The organism is Pseudomonas sp. FBCC-B545 (assembly GCF_059134095.1).
In genome coordinates this window covers 4,784,470-4,806,412 of sequence record NZ_CP101441.1, presented here as the reverse complement: position 1 = coordinate 4,806,412, position 21,943 = coordinate 4,784,470, and the positions used below count along the sequence as shown (strand labels likewise).

The window sequence follows — 21,943 nt, the reverse complement described above, 5'->3', positions numbered from 1 at the left end:
ACAGCAATAATGTTTTGCTTTTGCCTGGATTATTAATCAGTGGGTGATGTTTTACACTCCCTCTCTCAGTTTTTAACCCGATGGAGAAACCCCGGATGATCAAGTCCCGTGCCGCCGTAGCCTTCGAAGCCAAAAAGCCCCTTGAGATTGTTGAAGTGGATGTCGCCATGCCCAAGGCCGGCGAAGTGCTGCTGCGGGTGGTGGCGTCCGGCGTGTGCCATACCGATGCCTATACGTTGTCGGGCGCAGACCCGGAAGGCATTTTCCCGTCGATCCTCGGCCATGAAGGCGGTGCAGTGGTGGAAGCCATCGGCGAAGGCGTGACCTCCGTCGCAGTCGGCGATCATGTGATCCCGCTGTACACCCCGGAATGCGGCAAGTGCAAATTCTGCCTGTCGGGCAAGACCAACCTGTGCCAGGCCATCCGTTCTACCCAAGGCAAAGGCCTGATGCCGGATGGCACCACGCGTTTCTCCTACAAAGGCCAGCCGATTTTCCACTACATGGGCACCTCGACCTTCTCTGAGTACACCGTGCTGCCGGAAATCTCCGTGGCCAAGATTTCTAAAGAAGCACCACTGGAAAAAGTCTGCCTGCTCGGTTGCGGCGTCACCACCGGCATCGGCGCGGTGCTCAACACCGCCAAGGTCAAGCCGGGCGATACCGTGGCTATCTTCGGTCTCGGCGGTATCGGCCTGTCGGCTGTGATTGGTGCGGTCAAGGCCAAGGCCGGGCGCATCATCGCCATCGATATCAACCCGGCCAAGTTCGAAATTGCCAAGCAGCTGGGCGCTACCGATTGCATCAACCCGAAAGACTACGACCGCCCGATCCAGGACGTGATTGTCGACCTGACCGACGGTGGCGTGGATTTTTCCTTCGAGTGCATTGGCAATGTGCAGCTGATGCGTGCGGCCCTCGAGTGCTGCCACAAGGGCTGGGGTGAATCGGTGATCATCGGTGTGGCCGGTGCTGGCCAGGAGATCGCCACGCGTCCGTTCCAGCTGGTCACCGGGCGCGTCTGGCGCGGTTCGGCGTTCGGTGGCGTGCGGGGGCGTACTGAATTGCCAAGCTATGTGGAAATGGCCCAGACCGGAGAAATTCCGCTGGATACCTTTATTACCCACACCATGGGCCTGGAAGACATCAACAAAGCGTTTGACCTGATGCACGAAGGCAAGAGCATTCGTACCGTCATCCACTTCTGAGGTCGGCCATGAATCTGGAAAACCTTTCATGCCAGAAGAGCTTCGGCGGCTGGCATAAACGCTACAAGCATCATTCCGATGTACTCGGTTGCGACATGACCTTCGCCGTCTACCTGCCGCCGCAAGCGGAGCAGGGCGGCAAGCTGCCGGTGTTGTACTGGCTGTCCGGCTTGACCTGCACAGATGAAAATTTCATGCAGAAGGCCGGCGCCCAGCGCATGGCTGCCGAGCTGGGCCTGATCATCGTCGCACCGGACACCAGCCCTCGTGGCCCGGGTGTACCGGACGATCCGGACAACGCCTGGGACTTCGGCCTCGGTGCCGGCTTCTATCTGAATGCCACCCAGGAACCCTGGGCCAAGCACTATCGGATGCATGATTATGTGGTGCAGGAATTGCCGGCACTGGTGGAGGCGCATTTCCCTGCGTCGGAAAAACGCGGCATCAGCGGTCATTCCATGGGTGGGCACGGTGCGCTGGTGTGTGCGCTGCGTAACCCAGGGCGATACCAATCGGTATCGGCGTTTTCGCCGATCACTAATCCGATGGACTGTCCGTGGGGCCAGAAAGCCTTTTCCCGTTACCTTGGCGAAGAGCGTTCGAAGTGGCGTGAATGGGACGCCTGTGTGTTGATCAGCGAAGCCTCGGAAAAGCTGGCACTGCTGGTGGACCAGGGCGATCGTGACGACTTCCTCGAGGTTCAGCTCAAGCCGCAGGCACTGATGCAAGCGGCCAAGGCGGCCAACCATCCGCTGGAATTGCGCCTGCAACCCGGCTACGACCACAGCTACTTCTTTATCGCCAGCTTCATCGAAGACCATTTGCGACATCATGGTCGCGCTTTGCTCGGTTAATGTGAGGCAAAAGTAGGTAGAATCACGCCCTGAATTAAATCGGGGCGTTTTTTTATGCGTATTGGCCACGGCTACGATGTGCACCGTTTCGCTGAAGGCGATTTCATCACCTTGGGCGGCGTGCGCATTGCTCACCATCATGGGTTGCTGGCCCATTCCGACGGCGACGTTGTCTTGCATGCCTTGAGCGATGCCTTGCTCGGCGCGGCGGCGTTGGGCGATATCGGCAAGCACTTTCCGGACACCGACCCCAGCTTCAAGGGCGCGGACAGCCGAGTATTGCTGCGCCATGTGGTCGGCTTGATCCACGCCAAGGGCTGGAAGGTCGGCAATGTGGATAACACCATCGTGGCCCAGGCACCGAAAATGGCCCCGCATATCGAGGCGATGCGCGCACTGATTGCCGCGGACCTGCAAATTGAATTGGATCAAGTCAACGTGAAAGCCACCACTACCGAAAAGCTCGGGTTTGCCGGTCGCGAAGAGGGCATCGCGGTGCACTCCGTCGCCTTGTTGCTGCGCGCATGAACGACCTGCAACTGCTGGGCCCACGGGCCTACGGCGAGGCCTTGGGCAGCGCGGTACTGAAGGCGACGGCTGAAGACTTCCAGGTGGATGAGGTGCTGGACATCCCGCTGACCGGCGAGGGCGAGCACCTGTGGCTGTGGGTGGAAAAACGCGGCTTGAATACCGAAGAGGCCGCACGGCGTATCGCCAAGGCTGCCGGCGTGCCGTTGCGCACCGTCAGCTATGCCGGTCTCAAGGATCGTCAGGCCCTGACCCGCCAGTGGTTCAGCGTACAGTTGCCCGGCAGGGCCGACCCGGACCTGAGCGGCGCGGAAAACGACACCCTCAAGATCCTCAAAACCACCCGACATAAGCGCAAGTTGCAGCGTGGCGCGCATTCGGCCAATGGCTTTACCTTGCGCCTGACCCAACTGGCCGGCGACACCGCCGCCATCGACGCACGTTTGCAGTTGATTGCCCAGCACGGCATACCCAATTATTTCGGTGCCCAGCGTTTCGGCCACAACGGCGGCAATGTGGTGGATGCCCGCGAATGGGCAGCGCGCAAGGCCCTGCCGGAGCAACGCAATGTGCGCTCGCGGCTGCTGTCCACTGCCCGTAGCTACTTGTTCAACAAAGTCTTGGCGGCGCGTGTCGCCGACGGCTCCTGGCAGCGCGCCCAGGTGGGTGACCTGCTGGCGTTTACCGACAGTCGCAGTTTTTTTCCGGCCGGGGAGGCTGAATGCAGCGACCCGCGCCTGGCGATCCTGGACCTGCATCCAACTGGTCCGCAATGGGGCGAAGGTGATTCGCCAGCGACAGGTCTTACACATGAACTGGAACAATCTGTCGCCGCCAGCGAAGCCGACCTGCGTGATTGGCTGGTGAATGCGGGCATGAGCCAGGAACGTCGCATTCTGCGACTGCCCATTGGCGGGTTGACGTGGCATTATCCCGGGCCTGACATTCTGCAATTGGAATTCGTCCTGCCGGCCGGATGCTTCGCCACTGTCTTGGTGCGCGAGCTTGTTGATCTGGTGCCGGTGGGGCAGACGGACAGCCCATGCGTATTCTGATATCAAACGATGACGGTGCCACCGCACCCGGTCTTGCCGCGCTCTATGCTGCGCTGCAAGATTATGCCGAGTGCGTGGTGGTTGCCCCCGACCAGGACAAGAGCGGCGCCAGCAGTTCGCTGACGCTCCACCGTCCGCTGCACCCGCAGGTCCTGGCCAATGGCTTTATCAGCGTGAACGGTACTCCCACCGACTGCGTGCACCTGGCGATCAACAGCTTGCTGGAGCATCAGCCGGACCTGGTGGTCTCGGGCATCAACCTGGGCGCCAACCTGGGCGATGACGTGCTGTATTCCGGCACCGTGGCGGCGGCCCTTGAGGGGCGCTTTCTCGGGCGCACCGCGTTCGCTTTTTCCTTTGCCTCGCGGCAGTTGGATAACCTGCCGACGGCGGCCTATTTCGCACGCAAGCTGGTGGAGGCCCATGGTTCCCTGGACCTGCCGCCGCGTACCGTGCTCAACGTCAATATCCCCAACTTGCCCCTCGACCATATCCGCGGTATCCAGTTGACGCGCCTGGGCCATCGCGCCCGTGCGAAGGCGCCCTTGAAGGTGGTCGATCCGCGGGGTAAGGAAGGCTATTGGATCGCCGCGGCCGGGGATGCCGAGGATGGGGGTGAGGGGACGGACTTTCATGCGGTGATGCAAGGTTATGTATCCATTACCCCGTTGCAGTTTGATCGCACCTTTAGTGATGCCTTCAGTGGTCTCGATGGCTGGCTGGAGGGACTGCGTTGATGGCTCGTGAACAAGACGACCTGCTGCGCCGTGGCATCGGCATGACTTCCCAGCGCACCCGGGAGCGATTGATCCAGCGTCTTTATGAAGAAGGCCTGTCCAACGCCCAGGTGCTGGAAGTCATCCGGCGTACGCCGCGGCATCTGTTTGTCGATGAGGCCTTGGCGCACCGCGCCTATGAAGATACGGCGTTGCCCATCGGCCACAACCAGACCATTTCCCAGCCCTACATGGTTGCGCGCATGAGCGAGCTGCTGCTGGCGGCGGGGCCGCTGGATAAGGTGTTGGAGATCGGTACCGGCTCCGGCTACCAGACGGCCGTGCTGTCGCAACTGGTGGAGCGGGTGTTTTCGGTGGAGCGCATCAAGGTGCTGCAGGACCGGGCCAAGGAACGTCTGGTCGAGCTGAACCTGCGCAACGTGGTGTTCCGGTGGGGCGACGGTTGGGAAGGCTGGCCGGCATTGGCGCCGTACAACGGTATCATCGTCACTGCAGTGGCTACAGATGTGCCGCAAGCCTTGCTGGATCAATTGGCACCCGGCGGGCGGCTGGTCATCCCAGTGGGCTCCGGCGAAGTGCAACAGTTGATGCTTATCATCCGTGAAGAAGAAGGTTTTTCCCGGCATGTGCTGGGTGCGGTGCGCTTCGTGCCGTTGCTCAATGGTCCGCTGGCCTGATCATTTATTCGCAAACAGTGAATTCTGTTGGCGGGTATGTGTCTTACGGCGGGGTCTATTGAATCAACATGCTTGGCGATCGGTATTAAACATGATGAATTTTTCGTTTCAGTCATGTGCCAGTAGAAGGCCAATGCCCAGTTATACTTGCGTCATATTTCAAGCCTGATACAGGCGTTAATGTTCAGCCACCACAAAGGGAGCGGCGGGTGAGTCTCACAGGTCCTGCGCAGCGAATGAGTAAAACAAGCTTTCAGCGACTGGTGCTTGGCCTTGTCTTGAGTTCCTTATTGGCGGCTTGTTCGAGCACGCCATCCGGCGGTGCGCGTGTCGTTGACCGCACCAACGCCGCACCGCAAAGACCGACGGTGACCACCGGCCAATACGTGGTGCGCAAAGGTGACACCCTGTTTTCGATTGCCTTCCGCTACGGCTGGGACTACAAGGCACTGGCCGCCCGTAACAACATTCCTGTGCCCTATACCATACACCCAGGGCAAACCATCCGTTTCGATGGTCGCAGCGGGTCGGCACCCACGGCAGTTGTGACAAAGTCCGGTTCCTCGCCATCGTCTTCGAGCAAAACCACCGTCATAACCCGGCCGGCCGGCAGCGCTGCGCCTACGGTTGCGAGCAAGTCGCCCCCCGCGCCGTTGCCCCCTGCAGGGCCTGCGCCGACGGGTTGGGGGTGGCCTTCAAACGGCGTGTTGATTGGAAAATTCTCTTCAAACGGTAGTTTGAATAAAGGCATTGATATCGCCGGGGATTTGGGACAGCCTGTTTTAGCTGCGTCTGATGGGACAGTTGTATACGCCGGGAGTGGTTTGCGGGGCTACGGCGAGCTGGTCATCATCAAACACAGTGATACCTACGTCAGTGCCTACGGTCATAACCGCAGGCTGTTGGTTCGGGAGGGGCAGCAGGTCAAGGTCGGACAGACAATTGCCGAAATGGGTTCAACGGGTACAGACCGGGTGAAACTGCACTTTGAGATTCGCCGCCAAGGGAAACCTGTAGATCCGCTGCAATTCCTGCCCCGTCGTTGATAGGTTGCACAGCCTGTTCCTAGCGTAGAAGGAACAGGCTCCAGCGTTGCCAAGGATAAAGGCGTCGCTTGAGCTTGAGGTCGAACTCACCAAAGGACTATAACAATGGCTCTCAGTAAAGAAGCGCCGGAGTTTGACATCGACGATGAGGTTCTCCTTGAAATGGAGAATTTCACCGATAAGGAATCGATGTCGAATGATGAAGGGTCTGCACCGCCTTCAGTTCGCACCAAATCCAGGAACTCCACTGCGTTAAAGCAACACAAGTACATTGATTACACGCGGGCGCTTGATGCTACCCAGCTGTACCTCAATGAAATCGGTTTTTCCCCTCTGCTGACCCCCGAAGAAGAAGTCCATTTTGCGCGCCTGTCGCAAAAGGGCGATCCGGCCGGGCGTAAACGCATGATTGAAAGCAACCTGCGTCTGGTGGTGAAAATCGCCCGCCGCTATGTCAATCGTGGGCTGTCGCTGCTGGACCTGATCGAGGAAGGCAACCTGGGCTTGATCCGGGCGGTGGAGAAGTTCGACCCTGAGCGGGGCTTCCGCTTTTCAACCTATGCCACCTGGTGGATTCGCCAGACCATCGAACGGGCGATCATGAATCAGACCCGCACGATCCGGTTGCCGATCCACGTGGTCAAGGAGCTCAACGTCTACCTGCGGGCAGCCCGTGAGCTGACGCAAAAACTCGATCATGAACCTTCACCCGAAGAGATCGCCAATCTGCTGGAAAAACCGGTAGGGGAGGTCAAGCGCATGCTGGGCCTCAATGAGCGCGTGTCTTCGGTTGATGTCTCGCTGGGGCCGGATTCGGATAAAACCCTGCTGGACACCCTGACAGATGATCGTCCGACAGATCCTTGCGAGCTGTTGCAGGACGATGATCTTTCCCAAAGTATTGATCAGTGGCTGTCGGAGCTCACGGACAAGCAGCGTGAGGTGGTGATTCGCCGCTTCGGCCTGCGCGGCCATGAGAGCAGCACCCTGGAGGATGTGGGCCTGGAGATTGGCCTGACCCGTGAGCGGGTGCGGCAGATCCAGGTGGAGGGCCTCAAGCGCTTGCGTGAGATCCTCGAGAAGAATGGCTTGTCGAGTGAGTCGTTGTTCCAATAACGATCCTGCTTGAACGCTTGAACGCTTGAACGCTTGAACGCTTGAATGTGGGAGGGGGCTTGCCCCCGATTGCAGTGGAACAGTCGCCAGATGCATCGACTGGGCTGCCGCAATCGGGAGCAAGCCCCCTCCCACATTTTTTTGTGCCTGGCAGTGGATGGGTGCTAACGCCAAATCCCAGGCATAAAAAAACCCCGCTTTTGAGGGCGGGGTTTTTTCGACTAAGTCAGTACAAGTTAGATAACTTGAACTTCTTCAGCTTGCATGCCTTTCTGACCGCGGGTAGCGATGAAAGAAACCTGTTGGCCTTCTTTCAGGCTTTTGAAGCCGTCGGATTGGATAGCTTTGAAGTGAACGAACAGGTCGTCACCGGATTGTGGAGTGATGAAGCCGAAGCCTTTTTCATCGTTGAACCACTTAACGGTACCAGTTTGGCGATTAGACATGGTGTATCTCCTTGGACAAAGTTAACTGCGACTCAGGAAAAGCCCTGGCCGAGACTGAGTGCAAAGAGCAGGAAAAATTCTTGGAGATGGTTGGATCGAAATTCAACATATCGTGTAGAGATTCTCAGTGACACAAGCAGCACAGTGGCGCCACCTTAACCCTTTTTCCGGAACGTGCCAATGGTATTTCCGAAGGTTTCTCTATTTTCGTGACTGGCGGTGGTATTTACCGTCACCCTTGGCAGCGATCCGGGTCCCGGCCCCGCTGGCTGCGGCATATAGACGGCAGTACATTCAGCAAGAAAACCCCTGCGGCCTTTGAACCCCAACGCCGGCCCCGGTAAGATGGCCCACAGTTTTTTCTACCTCGCTATTCAGGACACCGCCATGAGCATCAAATCGGACAAGTGGATTCGCCGCATGGCGCAGGAATACGGCATGATCGAGCCGTTCGTCGAGCGCCAGATTCGTGGCGAAGGCGACGAGCGGGTTATTTCGTACGGGGTTTCCAGCTATGGCTACGACGTGCGGTGCGCCGATGAATTCAAGGTGTTCACCAACATCAATTCGGCCATCGTCGACCCGAAGAACTTCGATGAAAAGAGCTTCGTCGACGTCAAGAGCGACGTGTGCATCATCCCGCCAAACTCCTTCGCCCTGGCGCGCACCGTGGAGTTCTTCCGTATTCCCCGTGACGTGTTGACCATTTGCCTGGGTAAAAGCACCTACGCGCGCTGCGGCATTATCGTCAACGTGACGCCGCTTGAGCCGGAATGGGAAGGCCATGTGACCTTGGAGTTCTCCAACACCACGACGTTGCCGGCGAAAATCTACGCCAACGAAGGTGTGGCGCAGATGCTGTTCCTGCAGTCCGATGAAGCTTGCGAAGTGTCCTACAAAGACCGCGCCGGCAAGTATCAGGGCCAGCGTGGCGTTACGCTTCCGCGCGCTTGATCGAAAGCTCCTACCGGTAAAGGGAATTAGTCTGCGCAAAGTGACTCTATCTAGGTGTACTGCCTCGGCGCGTGCAAAACGCGCCGGGCCACGCTTGAGGAGTACCTTATGAAGATCGATCCGCGAATCAGCGCAGAACTTGCCCGGCTTGAACCCAACCAGATTGGCGTTCTGGCCTGGTCCCTGATGGCCAATCCCGCCCATGCAGGCGGCATTCCGGGCCAGCCCGAACCCGATTATCCACAGCCTACCGAACCCGGTGAGCCGACCCTGCCAGACGAGCCACCACCGGCACCTGTCGCCTGATACCCGGATGGCCGGTCAGCACTTCACTGAATCGGCCAGACCGCCTGATCGCCGATCACAAAGATTTGGCGGTCATCGTCCTGCTCCACGGCATAACCGCCCGTAAATGCGCCAAACGCTGGCAGCAGGCTGACCCGTCGGCCGATCTGGAAGCACGGTAGGCGCAGACGCTGGCGCCCTTTGCCGCGCAGGTGGTACACGGGGTGCACATGCCCCGCCAGTACATAATGAGTGGGATGGTCGGTCGGTTCATGTTGCAGGGCGAAAGGGCCCATCAGCAGCGGCTCAGGCACCACCTCAATCCTCAAGTCCATAGGCGGGTCGCCCGCACGTTTATCGTGATTGCCGCGAATCAGGGTCATGATTAGGGTCGGATTGCGTTCACGCCAGGCTCGGATCGCGCTGAGGGTGCCGCTGGCGTGGGAGCCAGGTCCGTGGAGGAAGTCACCGAGAAAGATCAACTGTGTGCAAGGCAGGGCCGCTAACAGTTTGTCCAGACGTTCCAGATTGGCCGTGGTGGTGCCCTGGGGCACAGGTTGCCCGAGGCTGCGGTAGGCCGATGCCTTGCCAAAATGCGCATCGGCAACCAGCAGGCACTGACGGTCGGGCCAGTACACGGCCTTGTCCGCCAATAACCACAGCTCTTGGCCTTCCAATGTCAGTGCACGATGCATCAACCTGTTCCTTTGTCTGCGACTTTTTCCAGGTCCTTGACCATCCGTGCAATGCGCTCCGAGAGTTTTTCCGAACTCATGCTCTCGCGCATGCGTTCCACCAGCAGCGGGAAGGCCAGGGGCGTAGGCCGCTGGATCAGGTGCAGATCCAGCTTCAGCGCCGATAAATGGCTTAAGGTCTGCTCCAGCCGACGAATATCCAACTCATCGCGCAGCACTTCTTCCCCGGCCTGGGCCAGCAGCAGGTTCTGCGGGTCATATTGCTTGAACACTTCAAAGAACAGACCGCTGGACGCTTGCACCTGCCGCGTACTCTTCGGTGCGCCAGGATGACCGGCAAATACCAGCCCGGCGATCCGCGCAATCTCGCGAAAGCGGCGCAATGCCAGCTCGCCGGCATTGAGGCTGGCGGCCACGTCGTTGAGCAAGTGCTCGGGGCTCAGCAACGCTGCATTCAGCAACTTTGGCCAGTGCACCTCGGTAGCGCTCAATAGCTCCAGGCCATAATCATTCACGGCAATCGAAAAGGTCAGCGGCTGCTGTTGGCTGACGCGCCACGCCAGCAAGCTCGCCAGCCCCAAGTGCACCTGGCGCCCGGCGAAGGGATAGAGAAATAGATGCCAGCCCTCCCGCGATTGCAGCCTTTCAGCCAGCAAATTCTCGCGTGTGGGCAGGCCGGACCAGCGCAGCTGGGTTTGCAGCAACGGTTGTACCGCCTGCATCTCCGGGCCTTCGAAGTGCCCCTGCGCCGCGGCGTCAAAACGCTCGATCACCGCCTGGGCCAGCTCGTTTGAAAGCGGCATGCGCCCGCCATTCCAGCGGGGCACGGCGGCTTTTTTGGCGTTACTGCGGCGCACATAGGCGGTCATGTTTTCCACCCGTACCAACTCCAGCAAGCGCCCGGCGAACAAGAAGCCATCCCCAGGCTTGAGCCGGGCAATAAAGCCCTCTTCGACACTGCCCAGGTGCTTGCCACCGCCGCCTTTGCTCCAGAATTTCAGCTGGATACTGGCATCGCTGACGATGGTCCCCACGCTCATGCGATGGCGACGCGCCAGGCGTGCGTCGGGGACACGCCAAATACCCTGTTCGTCGGGCTCCACGCGCCGGTAATCCGGATAAGCCGTCAGCGACAGGCCGCCATGGCGTACAAAACCCAAGGCCCAGGTCCAGTCGGCCTCGCTGAGATCACGATAGGCCCAGGCGCCGCGCACTTCCGCCAGCAATGCATCCGGGGTAAATCCGCCGCCCAGGGCCATGCTGACCAGGTGTTGTACAAGCACATCCAGCGGCTTGTGCGGCGATTCCCGCGCTTCGATACGCCGTTGGGCAATCGCCTCCTGGGCCGCGGCGGCTTCCACCAGCTCCAGGCTGTGGGTCGGCACCAGCGTCACCCGTGATGGCCGCCCGGGCGCATGGCCGGAGCGCCCGGCGCGTTGCATCAGTCGCGCCACACCTTTGGCAGAGCCGATCTGCAATACCCGCTCCACTGGCAGGAAGTCTACCCCCAGGTCCAGGCTTGAGGTACACACCACCGCCTTGAGCTGGCCGTCTTTCAAGGCGCGCTCCACCCAGTCCCGGGTCTCCCGGGATAACGAGCCGTGGTGCAGGGCAATCAATCCCGCCCAGTCCGGGCGGGCGTCGAGTATCGCCTGATACCAGATCTCCGATTGCGCCCGGGTATTGGTAAACACCAGGCAACTGCTGCTGGCCTCCACCTCGGCGACCACCTGCGGCAACATCTTCAAGCCAATGTGCCCGGCCCAGGGAAAACGCTCGGTGACGGGCGGCAGTAAGGTGTCGACCCTCAATTCCTTGGCAGTTTGCCCCTGTAGATTGACCCCGCCACCCTGTGGCACCAGCACTTCCAACGCGTGGGCCTGATTACCCAAGGTCGCCGAAATGCCCCACACCATCAGCTCAGGATGCCAGTGCCGCAAGCGTGCCAGGGCCAGTTGCAACTGCACGCCGCGCTTATTGCCGATCAATTCGTGCCATTCGTCCACGATCACCATGCGCAGGTGCGCCAGGCTCGTTTCACTGTCGGCCCGTGCGAGCATCAGCGTCAGGCTTTCCGGGGTGGTGACCAGTGCCGTGGGTTGGCGGCGGGCCTGGCGCGCGCGTTCGCTGCTGCTGGTGTCGCCGGTACGCAGGCCCACGCTCCAGGGAATTTGCAGGGCGTCCAGCGGTGCCTGCAGTGCGCGTGCAGAGTCGGCGGCCAAGGCGCGCATCGGCGTGATCCACAGCACCGTCAGCGGCTCAGCGGGTGGCTTGCGCTTTCCCGTTGCGGGCGGGCGGGTGATGGCGAAACGGTTGAGGGCGGCAAACCACAAGGCATAGGTTTTACCTGCGCCGGTGCTGGCATGCAGCAGCCCCGACTGGCCAGCCTTGACCGCTGCCCATACGTGTTTCTGAAAGGCGAACGGTTTCCAACCTTTGGCGGCAAACCATTGTTTGGCGAAATCGGGGTTTTTTGCCATGCGGCAACGGACGCTCTGGAGGCTCTATTGCAGAGACCCTCCAGGCGTCACAAAGGTTTACTTCAAATTGCCACTTAGAAACTGCTGCAGGCGCTCGCTTTTCGGATTGCCCAGCACATCCTCGGGGGTGCCTTGCTCTTCCACCAGGCCCTTGTGCAGGAACAGCACTTGGCTTGAGACCTTGCGCGCAAAGCTCATCTCGTGGGTCACCATAATCATGGTGCGGCCTTCCTCGGCCAGGCCCTGGATCACCTTCAACACTTCACCCACCAGTTCCGGGTCGAGGGCCGAGGTGGGCTCATCGAACAGCATCACCTCCGGCTCCATGGCCAGTGCGCGAGCGATGGCTACCCGCTGTTGCTGACCACCGGACAGGAACGCCGGGTACTGATCGGCTACACGTGCCGGCAACCCGACCTTGTCCAGGTAGCGACGGGCACGGTCTTCGGCGTCTTTCTTGCTGCACCCCAGCACGCGGCGCGGGGCCATGGTGATGTTTTCCAGCACGCTCATATGGCTCCACAGGTTGAAGTGCTGGAATACCATCGCCAACCGTGTGCGCAGGCGTTGCAGCTCGGCATCGTCGGCCACGCGCATACCGTGGCGATCGCTGACCATGCGGATCGTTTGGCCGTCCAGGGTCATGGCGCCATCGTTGGGGGTTTCCAGGAAGTTGATACAGCGCAGGAAGGTACTCTTGCCCGAGCCACTGGCGCCGATCAGGCTGATCACATCACCGGTCCTGGCCTTGAGCGACACGCCTTTGAGCACTTCATTGTCGCCATAGCTTTTATGCAGGCCTTCAACGGTCAGTTTGTACATGGGGCGTGCATCCTCAAGGCGAAAGTAGATAGCCGCTGCGGTAGGCCTGCGTGCCGGCGACATGGCCGATCACCATTCCGGCAGTGGCCATGCGGCGTAGTGAGCGGGCGTAAAGCAGGCCCGCGTGCTGACAGTGCACGGGCGTCACACGGTCGGTAATGGGGTCGATGATGTCGGCGACCAGTTGCCCGGCCTCCAGGTAGTCACCCGGCAAGGCACTGAACACCAGCAAGCCGCCCACCGGGGAGGTGACTGGTTCCACAGCTGCCAATGGAGTCGCCGGGTAGGCCAGGGCGGGCAATGGCGCTACGTCGCCGCTGATGGCGCCGAAATGGATCAGGTAATCGATGATGGCCTGGCAGTCCGACGCAGCGAGGCCATGAGTGACATCGCCTTGGCCGCGCAACTCGACAGTCACTGACAAGCTGCCCATGGGGATCGGGAAGCGCTCGCCGAAGCGTTGCTGCAACTGCCACCACACCAGGGTGAAACACTCATCAAAGGATTGCCCGCCAGAGTCGGTGGCCAGCAAGCTGGCCTGCGAGCCGAGGTAGCGCGCCAAGGGTTCCACTCGCGGCCAGCCCTGGGGCGTGGTGTACAGGTGCGCTACGGCTTCGAAGTCGCAATGCAGGTCCAGCACCAAGTCGGCATCACAGGCCAGGCGTTGCAGCACCAGGCGTTGGGATTGCAGCTGGGTCTGGGGCGTCTGCGCGGCCAGGGCGTTGGACAAGGCTGTGCGGATCAATTGGATATTGTGTTGGGGATCATCGCCCAGGCGCTCTTCGATTTGGTCGCCGACCGCTTCGCTGAGGTCGACAAACAAACGATTGAAGTTCTGCCCGCTTTCCAGTTCGTAGCGGCCCAAGGGGATGTCCATCAACACTTGTTCGAGGCCCACGGGATTGGCGACAGGCACCAGCACGATTTCGCTGCGCAAGCGTCCGGCTGCCGCCAGCTCTGCCAGGCGCGCCTTGAGGTGCCAGGCCACCAGCATGCCCGGCAGTTCATCGGCATGCAGGGAGGACTGGATGTAGACCTTGCCCGCGGCCTGTTCCGGGCCGAAGTGAAAACTGTGCAATTGCCGCGCCGTGCCCGGCACCGGCGCGATCAGGTCATGTTGCTGATGTCGCATGCAGGTTCCTTAGTGGCTCGGCCCGAGGAAGGCCAGCCAGCGGCGCTCCGCCAGGCGAAACAGGCCGACCAGGGCAAAGGTCACCGCGAGGTAGATCAGCGCGGCGATGCCGAACGATTGAAAGGTCATGAAGGTGGCGGAGTTGGCGTCCCGTGCCACCTTGAGAATGTCCGGGATGGTCGCGGTAAACGCCACCGTGGTCGAGTGCAGCATCAGGATCACTTCATTGCTGTAATAGGGCAACGAGCGGCGCAGTGCCGAAGGCATGATCACGTAGGCGTACAGCTTCCAGCCGCTGAGGCCGTAGGCCTTGGCCGCCTCGACTTCGCCGTGGGCCATGCTGCGGATCGCCCCGGCGAAAATCTCCGTGGTGTAGGCGCAGGTGTTGAGGGCGAAGGCCAGAAGGGTGCAATTCATTGCATCGCGAAAGAACGCATCCAGCACCGGCTGAGCACGCACTGCCGCGATGCTGTAGATGCCGGTGTAGCAGATCAACAACTGGATATAGAGCGGCGTGCCGCGAAACAGGTAGGTGTAGAACTGCACCGGCCAACGCACCAGGCGCTTGCGCGAGACGCGGGCGATGGACAGCGGGATCGACACCAGGAAACCGATGACGAGGGCGGCGCTGAGCAACCACATCGTCATGGCCAGGCCGGTGATGTGCTGGCCGTCGCTGTAAAGGAAGGGGCGCCAGTATTCCTGCAACAGTTCGATCATCGCACTGCCTCCCGGGCGCCTGCGGAGTAGCGACGTTCAAGCCGGCGCAAGACAAAATTGGAGGCGCTGGTAATCAACAAGTAGATCAGGGCGGCGAGTACCAGGAAATAGAACAGTTGATAGGTGCTCTTGCCCGCGTCCTGGGCTGCTTTCACCAAGTCTGCCAGACCGATGATCGACACCAGCGCGGTGGCCTTGAGCATCACCATCCAGTTATTGCCGATGCCCGGCAGGGCAAAGCGCATCATCTGCGGGAAGGTCACGTAGCGAAACCGCTGACCGCGCTTGAGCCCGTAGGCAGTGGCGGCTTCCAGCTGGCCGCGGGGCACCGCGAGGATCGCGCCGCGGAACGTTTCGGTAAAATAGGCGCCGTAGATAAATCCCAGGGTAATCACCCCGGCGCTGAACGGATCAATCTCGATGTATTCCCATTCCATGAAGTCGGTAAAGCCGCTGAGCCAGGTTTGCAGGCTGTAGAAAATCAATAGCATCAGCACCAGGTCCGGCACCCCACGAATCAACGTAGTGTAGAGCTGGGCGGGAATGCGCAGGAAGGGCAGGCTGGATAGTTTGGCGCTGGCGCCGAGCAGGCCCAGCAAGACGCTCACGGCCAGGGACAGCACCGATAACTTGATGGTCATCCAGGTGCCTTGCAGCAACAGCGGGCCGAAACCCTTCAAGCTGAACGCGCCCAGCCCGAGGGTTTGCAACAGATCTTCGAACATAAATCAGGACCTATGGCGATAGAAAAGCGCCCCTACCGAGGAGGGGCGCCCCAGGCATTATTTGCCGCTGTACAGGTTCAGATCGCCAAAGTGTTTTTTCTGGATGGTGGCGTAGGTGCCATCATCGTGTAACGCTTTGATACCTTTATCCAAAAGGGCCTTCAGCTCAGTGTTACCTTTTTTGATACCGATGGCAGTTTTCGATGGCAGCAGCGGGTCGTCAATGGCTGCGCTGACTTCGTAGCCGGCACCTGCTGGCGACTTGAGGAAACCCAATTCAGCTTGCAGCATGTCCTGCACGGAAGCATCAAGGCGCCCGGAGGTCAGGTCGGCGTAAACCTGGTCCTGGTTGGCGTAGGCCTTGGTGGTCACACCGGCTTTATCCAGCACGGCCTTGGCGTAGGCTTCCTGGATGGTGCCTTGCTCATAGCCTACGGATTTGCCCTTGAGGGATTCAGGTGTCGAATACCCAGCGCCTTTCTTGAACACCAGCGAGGTGGGGCCGGAGAACAGTTCATTGGAGAAGTCGATCGCCTTCTCGCGCACTGGCGTCACGGTCATGGAGGAAATCACGCCGTCGAACTTGTTAGCTTTCAGACCCGGAATCATGCCGTCGAAGTCGCTTTCGACCCACTTGCACTTGACCTTCAACTCCGCACAGATCGCATTGCCCAGGTCGATATCGAAGCCCACCAGGCTGCCGTCGGCGGCTTTGGATTCGAACGGTGCGTAGGAGGGGTCGACACCAAAACGCAATTCCTTGTATTCCTTGGCGCTAGCAACACCAGCAGCCATGCACAGAGCCAGTGCAGAAAGGGTCAGCAATGCTTTTTTCATTAGGTAATCCCTGGAAACCAAGATAAGCGCTTTTGGCGCGTTTAGGACTGTTACTGAGCGGTGTCAGACGGATCACAAGTAGCAATTTCTGCACCATAGTTCCGGATGGGCTTTTTAAAAGGTGGGATAAGGCAAATCGGAGTGTAGGAGATGCCCGAAAATGAGCATCAGAAAATGGGTGCACTGTTTCAGGTCGTGTGGGGATTCCAATGTGGGGCTTGCTCCCGATAGCAGTGTGTCAGTCAATACATGCTTGGCTGACAGCCTGCATCGGGAGCAAGCCCCCTCCCACAGGGAATTTATGTCAAGTCAGTAGGTCTTGCAGAGTGGCGAGGTTGTCAGCCTCTTCCACAGTCTTATCCTGCCGCCAGCGCAACATCCGCGGAAACCGCACCGCGATCCCGCTCTTATGCCGCTTGGACAGGGCGATACCCTCAAAGCCCAGTTCAAACACCATGCTTGGCGTCACGCTGCTGACCGGGCCGAATTTTTCCACCGTGGTTTTGCGCACGATGGCGTCCACCCTGCGCATTTCCTCGTCGGTCAACCCGGAGTACGCCTTGGCGAACGGCACCAGGGTGCGCTCGCTGCCCGGCGGGCCATCCCACACCGCGAAGGTGTAGTCGCTGTACAGGCTGGCGCGCCGGCCATGGCCGCGCTGGGCGTAGATCAATACGGCGTCGACGCTGAAGGGGTCGACTTTCCACTTCCACCACAGGCCCATGTCCTTGGTGCGGCCCACGCCATAGAGGCCTTGGCGATCCTTGAGCATCATGCCTTCGACACCAAGGCTGCGGGAGGCTTCGCGCTGCTCGGCCAACGCTGCCCAGGTTGGCCCCTCGAGCAGCGGTGAGGGCAGCAATACGGGTTGGTTGCACTCAGCGATCACGCGTTCCAGCTGTGTACGACGCTCTGCCTGGATATGGTTGCGCCAGTCATCGCCCTGAAATTCCAGCAGGTCGTAGGCCAGTACCGCGACCGGCGCGTCCTCCAGAACTTTTTTGCTCAGGGTCTTGCGGCCAATCCTCTGTTGCAGCAACGCAAAGGGTTGCACCGAGTCTTTCCACACCACGATTTCGCCATCGATCACCGTGCCGTCGGGCAGGCCACTCACCAGGCTGTGCAGCTCGGGGAAACGCTCAGTCACCAACTCCTCACCGCGGGACCAGATCCAAAGGCGGCCCTCACGCCTGACCAGTTGCGCGCGAATGCCGTCAAACTTCCATTCCACCTGCCAGTCGGCGGGCGAACCCAGCAGCGTGTCGAATTGCGCCACCGGTTGGGCCAACCCATGGGCAAGAAAAAACGGATACGGCTGCCCACCTCGTTGCGCATGCTCATCGGACGATTCGGCAGCGATCAGCTTGAGATAGCCCGCAGCCGTCGGGCGATTCGACAAGTCGGTATAGCCCACCAACCGCTGGACCACGCGCTTGCTATCGAGGTTGGCCATGGCGGCGAGGGCGCGGGTGACCAGCAGTTTGGACACACCCACGCGAAAGCTGCCGGTGATCAGTTTGATACACACCATCAGGCTCGGCTGGTCTAACTGCGCCCAGAGTGCCGGCAGCCGTTCGGCCAGGTCCGTGGGCGAAAGCCCGCGCAGGGGCAGCAGTTTCTCTTCCAGCCACACCGCCAGGCCGTCCTCGGAGCTGTAGGTGGATTCGGGTAGGAGAAGGGAAATCGTCTCGGCCAAGTCACCCACCGACTGATAGCTCTCTTCGAACAGCCAGGGTTCGATGCCGGCCGCTTCGGTGGCCATGTCCCGTAGCAGGCGCGTGGGCACCAGTTGCCGCGGCCGCCCACCGGAGAGGAAGTACACCGCCCATGCAGCATCTGCTGGCGGCGCTTGCAGGAAGTAGGCTTGCAGCGCAGCGAGCTTGGCATTGCTGGAGGTGGTGGCGTCAAGGTTGGCGTACAACTCGGCGAAGGCTTTCATGCCGTAGCCTCTTCTTCGTCATCACCGTACTCGGTGCTGAAACCCTGGGCATCCAAGCCCTTTTCACGCAGGTGGCGCACCAGTACGCCGACCGAGCCATGGGTCACCATCACCCGTTCGGCACCGGTTTGTTCGATGGCCCACAACAGCCCGGGCCAATCGGCGTGGTCCGACAGCACAAAGCCACGGTCCACGCCACGCCGCCGACGGGTACCACGCAGACGCATCCAGCCACTGGCGAAGGCGTCGCTGTAGTCGCCGAAACGGCGCATCCAGGTGCTTCCGCCGGCGGAGGGCGGGGCGATGATCAGTGCTTGGCGCAACAACGGGTCGGTCTTCTTGAAATCGCCGGCATACAGCGTCTCGGGAATGTAGACACCGGCTTCGCGATAGACTCGGTTTAACGGTTCGACTGCGCCGTGGCTGAGGATCGGGCCGATGCTGGCGTCGAGACCATGGAGAATGCGCTGGGCCTTGCCGAAGGAATAACAGAACAACACGCTCGCCTTGCCGTTGGCGATATTGGCCCGCCACCAGTCGTTGATCCCCGCGAAAATCTGCGCCTGGGGCTGCCAGCGGTAGATCGGCAGGCCAAACGTAGATTCGGTGATAAAGGTATGGCAACGCACCGGTTCGAAGGGCGCGCAGGTGCCATCGGGTTCGACTTTGTAGTCGCCGGACGCCACCCAGACTTCGCCCTGGTATTCCAGGCGGACCTGGGCCGAACCGAGCACATGCCCGGCCGGATGAAAGCTCAAGGTCACGCCGTGATGCTCCAAACGTTCGCCGTAGGCCAGGGTTTGCAGGTTGATGTCCTGGCCCAGGCGCCAGCGCAGGATACCTTCGCCGGGCGCGGCGGCCAGATAATGCTGGTTGCCGGTGCGCGCATGGTCGCCGTGGGCGTGGGTGATCACGGCGCGCTCCACCGGGCGCCAGGGGTCGATATAGAAATCACCGGCAGGGCAATAGAGGCCTTCGGGGCGGGCGATGACAAGGTCCATGGAGTTGCCGTGGGCGATGGGCTTGTTAGTTATGAGGCGGGGCTGGGTGTAGAAGTTCTATCTGAATGCATGGGATCCAAATGTGGGAGGGGGCTTGCTCCCGATAGCGGTGTGACAGTCAACACATTCATTGACTGAACTACTGCTATCGGGAGCAAGCCCCCTCCCACATTTGGATTCGGTTTCTGCTGGGGAAAACCGGGTTACTTGCCCGGCGTCAGGGTCAGCCTTGTCTTGCCATACACCTTTTCAAAGTTCTGCGGCTGCATCGGGAAGCTCAGGTATTGAGCCTTGAGCGACGGGTCAATGCCGTTGGCATAGTTCGGGCTGGCCGGGTTGCCGGATTGGCCGATGCCACCCTGGCCCAGCATCGGTTCTGCCAGGCCGAAGTCGATGATCATGCGCAGCGCCGGCACTTGGGTGGTGTTGAAATCCTGGCCCCAGCTGTACGGTGCCGGGTTCAGGGTGTTGTGGTCGCCACCGCTGGCAAGGGGGCCGCGAATAACCTGGCCGCTAGTGTTTTTCCAGCTGGTGCTGTGCAGCTTGCCCCACTGCCAGGCCTTGTGATCGGCGCCCAGTTGGCTGTCGCCGGAGCCGATGGCGGCGGCGAGGGTGCGGGCCAGGATCGCGGGTTTGTCTTCTTTTTGCGGCGTGCGGGTGTCGTCCCAGAATGGGCTGTCTTCACGCCCCAGCAAATGATCGGCGATGGCCGAGTAGGACAGGCTGGCATTGCTGACGAAGGCGGTCCAGCTGGGGCTGTTCTGCGGGCCGAGCTTGTCGAGGAAGATCTGTTTGGCACTTTCCTGCAGGAACAGTTCGTAGATCGCTGCGTCAGCCGAAGCAGGCGCAAGACGGCCATCGAAGGCCAGCAGGCGGTCCAGTGCTTCGCGAGCCTTGGCGCGATCCGCCGCCGGGAGGGCGTCGATGGCCTGCTTGAGCGGCTGGGCCATGCCTGGCGCCTGGAACATGCCCTTGAGCTTGGCGGCGAAAGTCGTGGTCTGGTCGTATTGCATGGCGATCAGGCTGCGGCTGTCATGCTTGCCGGCATTGGCCAGTTGCGCCAGGCGCTCGCTACGTTCCGGTGCGTCCCAGGAGTTGGACAACTGCATGCCGTAGCCACGTGGCGCAGTACGCTGGTTGGCGGTGCCGATCCAGCCTTGGGCCGGGTCCTGGTCGTAGGGATGCAGCATCGCATCGGCGTAGCCGTCCCAGTCAAAGCGCGTATCCCAGCCCGGCGACGGCAACAGGCCTTCGCCTTCGCGGCGGTTGGGGAAGCGGCCGGTGACCTGCCAGCCGATATTGCTGGCGTCGGCGAAGATCATGTTCAACGCGATGGCGCGGATCTCACGGGTGGCATCCGACGCCTTGCCGGCGTTCTGCGCACGGGACAGGTCGAAGAACGCATCCAGGCTCTTGTCGTCCTTGAAATCGGCGGTTTGCAAGGCCAGGCCAAGCCCGCTGGTGAGCGCCTGGCTGCTGTTGAGCAGTACGCCGTGGCGTGTTTCGTACACCACTTCGCGAATCGAGCGCTGACCCTTGATGAAGAAGGTTTCGTTGCGCACCCCAGCCGGTAGCCATTTGCCGTTGTTCTCGTAGTACAACGCGCTGCCCTGGCGCTTGACCTTCTCCAGGAACAGGTCCTGGGTGTCGCCCTTGACCGCGCTCATGCTCCACGCAACCTTGCCGTTGAAGCCGGACAGCAGGGTCGGCAGGCCGGCGATCGAAGCCCCGACGGCCTGGTATTTCGGCGCACGAATCTGCACGTAGCTCCACGGTGACGGTGCTTGCGGCTGGGCGGCGATATCATTGGCCAACAGGCTCTTGCCGCTGCGGCTGCGTTGCGGGCCGATGGCCCAGTTGCTTGACGTGGTGACCGCCAGCGCGTTGAGGCTGTTCAATTGCTGGCTGACTGTGTCCAGCGCCGCGAGGCCGGTGATCTGACCCAGGTTCACGCCCTTGAGCTTGTCGGCTTCGGCCTGCGGGATCGCTTCGTCCGGCGCACTTGGAGTGAGCCAGGCGAGTTTGTCGATGCCGACTTTCTGCGCCAGCACCAGGGACGAAATTTCTTCCTGCAAGTTGCCCGACTGACTGAAACTCAGCAGACAGAACAGCAGCGCCGAATCTTCCGGCTTCCAGTACTCCGGTTTGTAGCCGCTCTGGGCCAGGTCCGCCGGCAGTTTGTCGCGATAGCGGAACAGGTAGGCATTGACGCCCCGGGCATACACCTCAAAGAAGCGCTTGAGGCGCGGCGACGAGGCGTTGTACAGCTCGCCGGCGCTTTTCTTGAGGTTGACCGCGCGCATGAAACGGTCGACATCCAACACTTGCGGCCCGGACATTTCCGCCAGGCGACCCTGGGCCAGCAGGCGCAGGGTGACCATCTGGGTGATGCGATCGCTGGCGTGGACGTAACCGAGGCTGAACAGTGCGTCATGGAAGGTGTTGCTTTCGATCAGCGGCATGCCCTGGGCATTGCGGCGCACCGACACATTTTGTGCCAGGCCTTTGATCGGCTGTACGCCTGCAACGGGGGGAAGGGTGTCCTGGGTGCTCTGGAGCTGGCAACCGGCCAGGCCCAAGGCACTGGCCACTGCCGCGGCAACGCCGAACCGGGGAATAAAGTGAAAGAGGGCTGGCGAGGCCATGGCAAAGCTCCTGCGGGGGTAGCGTCAGTAAAGGCGCTACG

21 protein-coding genes are annotated in these 21,943 nt (G+C 60.6%); 10 read left to right on the top strand and 11 right to left on the bottom strand.

Features of this window, described 5'->3' with window-relative positions; genetic code table 11:
* Window positions 1–95 precede the first annotated feature (95 nt).
* The 8 genes from NMB39_RS22295 to rpoS all read left to right on the top strand — a co-directional run bounded on the left by NMB39_RS22295 (window position 96) and on the right by rpoS (window position 7,221).
* On the top strand, window positions 96–1,208 hold the full coding sequence (locus tag NMB39_RS22295) for an S-(hydroxymethyl)glutathione dehydrogenase/class III alcohol dehydrogenase (RefSeq protein ID WP_043049632.1): 1,113 nt from the start codon (window positions 96–98) through the stop codon (window positions 1,206–1,208).
* A gap of 8 nt (window positions 1,209–1,216) precedes the next feature.
* Window positions 1,217–2,062 (top strand): S-formylglutathione hydrolase, encoded by an 846-nt coding sequence (gene fghA / locus NMB39_RS22290; protein ID WP_057021924.1) that lies wholly within the window; start codon window positions 1,217–1,219, stop codon window positions 2,060–2,062.
* A gap of 54 nt (window positions 2,063–2,116) precedes the next feature.
* Window positions 2,117–2,590, top strand: a complete 474-nt coding sequence (ispF, locus tag NMB39_RS22285; protein ID WP_057021925.1) for a 2-C-methyl-D-erythritol 2,4-cyclodiphosphate synthase — start codon at window positions 2,117–2,119, stop codon at window positions 2,588–2,590.
* Complete coding sequence (truD, locus tag NMB39_RS22280; protein WP_057021926.1) at window positions 2,587–3,645, top strand: tRNA pseudouridine(13) synthase TruD; 1,059 nt, start codon at window positions 2,587–2,589, stop codon at window positions 3,643–3,645. The genes ispF and truD overlap by 4 nt, the downstream gene beginning before the upstream one ends.
* Complete coding sequence (surE, locus tag NMB39_RS22275) at window positions 3,633–4,382, top strand: 5'/3'-nucleotidase SurE (protein ID WP_046071303.1); 750 nt, start codon at window positions 3,633–3,635, stop codon at window positions 4,380–4,382. The genes truD and surE overlap by 13 nt, the downstream gene beginning before the upstream one ends.
* Window positions 4,383–4,423: 41 nt before the next feature.
* Window positions 4,424–5,059: a protein-L-isoaspartate(D-aspartate) O-methyltransferase gene (locus tag NMB39_RS22270; protein WP_010176736.1), complete on the top strand. Its 636-nt coding sequence runs from the start codon at window positions 4,424–4,426 to the stop codon at window positions 5,057–5,059.
* 209 nt (window positions 5,060–5,268) lie between these two features.
* Window positions 5,269–6,105 carry a peptidoglycan DD-metalloendopeptidase family protein gene (locus tag NMB39_RS22265; protein WP_057012041.1) on the top strand — a complete coding sequence of 279 codons (837 nt, stop codon included), beginning with the start codon at window positions 5,269–5,271 and terminating at the stop codon, window positions 6,103–6,105.
* A 105-nt stretch (window positions 6,106–6,210) separates the two neighbouring features.
* Complete coding sequence (gene rpoS / locus NMB39_RS22260) at window positions 6,211–7,221, top strand: RNA polymerase sigma factor RpoS (RefSeq protein WP_057021927.1); 1,011 nt, start codon at window positions 6,211–6,213, stop codon at window positions 7,219–7,221.
* Between the two features lie 236 nt (window positions 7,222–7,457).
* On the opposite strand, the gene NMB39_RS22255 is transcribed toward rpoS, so the two are convergent.
* Entirely contained in the window at window positions 7,458–7,667 is a 210-nt protein-coding gene (locus NMB39_RS22255) for a cold-shock protein (protein WP_002554837.1), read from the bottom strand.
* A gap of 387 nt (window positions 7,668–8,054) precedes the next feature.
* Here NMB39_RS22255 and dcd point away from each other — a divergent pair, with 387 nt between their 5' ends.
* Both dcd and NMB39_RS22245 read left to right on the top strand, forming a co-directional pair.
* Window positions 8,055–8,621, top strand: a complete 567-nt coding sequence (gene dcd, locus NMB39_RS22250; protein WP_057022234.1) for a dCTP deaminase — start codon at window positions 8,055–8,057, stop codon at window positions 8,619–8,621.
* Window positions 8,622–8,729: 108 nt separating this feature from the next.
* The gene (locus NMB39_RS22245) at window positions 8,730–8,927 is read left to right on the top strand and encodes a hypothetical protein (RefSeq protein WP_005785769.1); all 198 of its coding nucleotides are present in this window, start codon (window positions 8,730–8,732) and stop codon (window positions 8,925–8,927) included.
* Between the two features lie 23 nt (window positions 8,928–8,950).
* On the opposite strand, the gene pdeM is transcribed toward NMB39_RS22245, so the two are convergent.
* The 10 genes from pdeM to NMB39_RS22195 all read right to left on the bottom strand — a co-directional run bounded on the left by pdeM (window position 8,951) and on the right by NMB39_RS22195 (window position 21,902).
* Window positions 8,951–9,601, bottom strand: a complete 651-nt coding sequence (gene pdeM, locus NMB39_RS22240) for a ligase-associated DNA damage response endonuclease PdeM (protein ID WP_057021928.1) — start codon at window positions 9,599–9,601, stop codon at window positions 8,951–8,953.
* A complete protein-coding gene (locus tag NMB39_RS22235) occupies window positions 9,601–12,081 on the bottom strand; it encodes a ligase-associated DNA damage response DEXH box helicase (RefSeq protein ID WP_494340051.1) in 2,481 nt (826 codons plus the stop codon). Before NMB39_RS22235 ends, pdeM begins: the two co-directional genes overlap by 1 nt.
* 57 nt (window positions 12,082–12,138) lie before the next feature.
* Window positions 12,139–12,903 (bottom strand): ABC transporter ATP-binding protein, encoded by a 765-nt coding sequence (locus NMB39_RS22230; protein WP_046071308.1) that lies wholly within the window; start codon window positions 12,901–12,903, stop codon window positions 12,139–12,141.
* Between the two features lie 13 nt (window positions 12,904–12,916).
* Window positions 12,917–14,035 carry a succinylglutamate desuccinylase/aspartoacylase family protein gene (locus NMB39_RS22225; protein WP_494340052.1) on the bottom strand — a complete coding sequence of 373 codons (1,119 nt, stop codon included), beginning with the start codon at window positions 14,033–14,035 and terminating at the stop codon, window positions 12,917–12,919.
* Between the two features lie 9 nt (window positions 14,036–14,044).
* Entirely contained in the window at window positions 14,045–14,755 is a 711-nt protein-coding gene (locus NMB39_RS22220; RefSeq protein ID WP_057021931.1) for an ABC transporter permease, read from the bottom strand.
* On the bottom strand, window positions 14,752–15,480 hold the full coding sequence (locus tag NMB39_RS22215) for an ABC transporter permease (RefSeq protein ID WP_057021932.1): 729 nt from the start codon (window positions 15,478–15,480) through the stop codon (window positions 14,752–14,754). Before NMB39_RS22215 ends, NMB39_RS22220 begins: the two co-directional genes overlap by 4 nt.
* Window positions 15,481–15,537: 57 nt before the next feature.
* A complete protein-coding gene (locus NMB39_RS22210; protein ID WP_046071312.1) occupies window positions 15,538–16,317 on the bottom strand; it encodes a transporter substrate-binding domain-containing protein in 780 nt (259 codons plus the stop codon).
* Between the two features lie 304 nt (window positions 16,318–16,621).
* Complete coding sequence (locus tag NMB39_RS22205; protein WP_494340053.1) at window positions 16,622–18,256, bottom strand: ATP-dependent DNA ligase; 1,635 nt, start codon at window positions 18,254–18,256, stop codon at window positions 16,622–16,624.
* A complete protein-coding gene (locus tag NMB39_RS22200) occupies window positions 18,253–19,257 on the bottom strand; it encodes a ligase-associated DNA damage response exonuclease (protein WP_057021934.1) in 1,005 nt (334 codons plus the stop codon). The genes NMB39_RS22205 and NMB39_RS22200 overlap by 4 nt, the downstream gene beginning before the upstream one ends.
* 203 nt (window positions 19,258–19,460) lie before the next feature.
* Window positions 19,461–21,902, bottom strand: coding sequence for a penicillin acylase family protein (locus NMB39_RS22195; RefSeq protein ID WP_494340054.1), 2,442 nt, complete (start codon window positions 21,900–21,902; stop codon window positions 19,461–19,463).
* Between the last annotated feature and the right edge of the window lie 41 nt (window positions 21,903–21,943).

Bases quoted from the DNA above. Each gene is read 5' to 3' on its own strand.
- NMB39_RS22295 (WP_043049632.1), top strand. From the start codon at position 96: ATGATCAAGTCCCGTGCCGCCGTAGCCTTCGAAGCCAAAAAGCCCCTT.
- fghA (WP_057021924.1), top strand. From the start codon at position 1,217: ATGAATCTGGAAAACCTTTCATGCCAGAAGAGCTTCGGCGGCTGGCAT.
- ispF (WP_057021925.1), top strand. From the start codon at position 2,117: ATGCGTATTGGCCACGGCTACGATGTGCACCGTTTCGCTGAAGGCGAT.
- truD (WP_057021926.1), top strand. From the start codon at position 2,587: ATGAACGACCTGCAACTGCTGGGCCCACGGGCCTACGGCGAGGCCTTG.
- surE (WP_046071303.1), top strand. From the start codon at position 3,633: ATGCGTATTCTGATATCAAACGATGACGGTGCCACCGCACCCGGTCTT.
- NMB39_RS22270 (WP_010176736.1), top strand. From the start codon at position 4,424: ATGACTTCCCAGCGCACCCGGGAGCGATTGATCCAGCGTCTTTATGAA.
- rpoS (WP_057021927.1), top strand. From the start codon at position 6,211: ATGGCTCTCAGTAAAGAAGCGCCGGAGTTTGACATCGACGATGAGGTT.
- NMB39_RS22255 (WP_002554837.1), bottom strand. From the start codon at position 7,667: ATGTCTAATCGCCAAACTGGTACCGTTAAGTGGTTCAACGATGAAAAA.
- dcd (WP_057022234.1), top strand. From the start codon at position 8,055: ATGAGCATCAAATCGGACAAGTGGATTCGCCGCATGGCGCAGGAATAC.
- NMB39_RS22245 (WP_005785769.1), top strand. From the start codon at position 8,730: ATGAAGATCGATCCGCGAATCAGCGCAGAACTTGCCCGGCTTGAACCC.
- pdeM (WP_057021928.1), bottom strand. From the start codon at position 9,601: ATGCATCGTGCACTGACATTGGAAGGCCAAGAGCTGTGGTTATTGGCG.
- NMB39_RS22235 (WP_494340051.1), bottom strand. From the start codon at position 12,081: ATGGCAAAAAACCCCGATTTCGCCAAACAATGGTTTGCCGCCAAAGGT.
- NMB39_RS22230 (WP_046071308.1), bottom strand. From the start codon at position 12,903: ATGTACAAACTGACCGTTGAAGGCCTGCATAAAAGCTATGGCGACAAT.
- NMB39_RS22225 (WP_494340052.1), bottom strand. From the start codon at position 14,035: ATGCGACATCAGCAACATGACCTGATCGCGCCGGTGCCGGGCACGGCG.
- NMB39_RS22220 (WP_057021931.1), bottom strand. From the start codon at position 14,755: ATGATCGAACTGTTGCAGGAATACTGGCGCCCCTTCCTTTACAGCGAC.
- NMB39_RS22215 (WP_057021932.1), bottom strand. From the start codon at position 15,480: ATGTTCGAAGATCTGTTGCAAACCCTCGGGCTGGGCGCGTTCAGCTTG.
- NMB39_RS22210 (WP_046071312.1), bottom strand. From the start codon at position 16,317: ATGAAAAAAGCATTGCTGACCCTTTCTGCACTGGCTCTGTGCATGGCT.
- NMB39_RS22205 (WP_494340053.1), bottom strand. From the start codon at position 18,256: ATGAAAGCCTTCGCCGAGTTGTACGCCAACCTTGACGCCACCACCTCC.
- NMB39_RS22200 (WP_057021934.1), bottom strand. From the start codon at position 19,257: ATGGACCTTGTCATCGCCCGCCCCGAAGGCCTCTATTGCCCTGCCGGT.
- NMB39_RS22195 (WP_494340054.1), bottom strand. From the start codon at position 21,902: ATGGCCTCGCCAGCCCTCTTTCACTTTATTCCCCGGTTCGGCGTTGCC.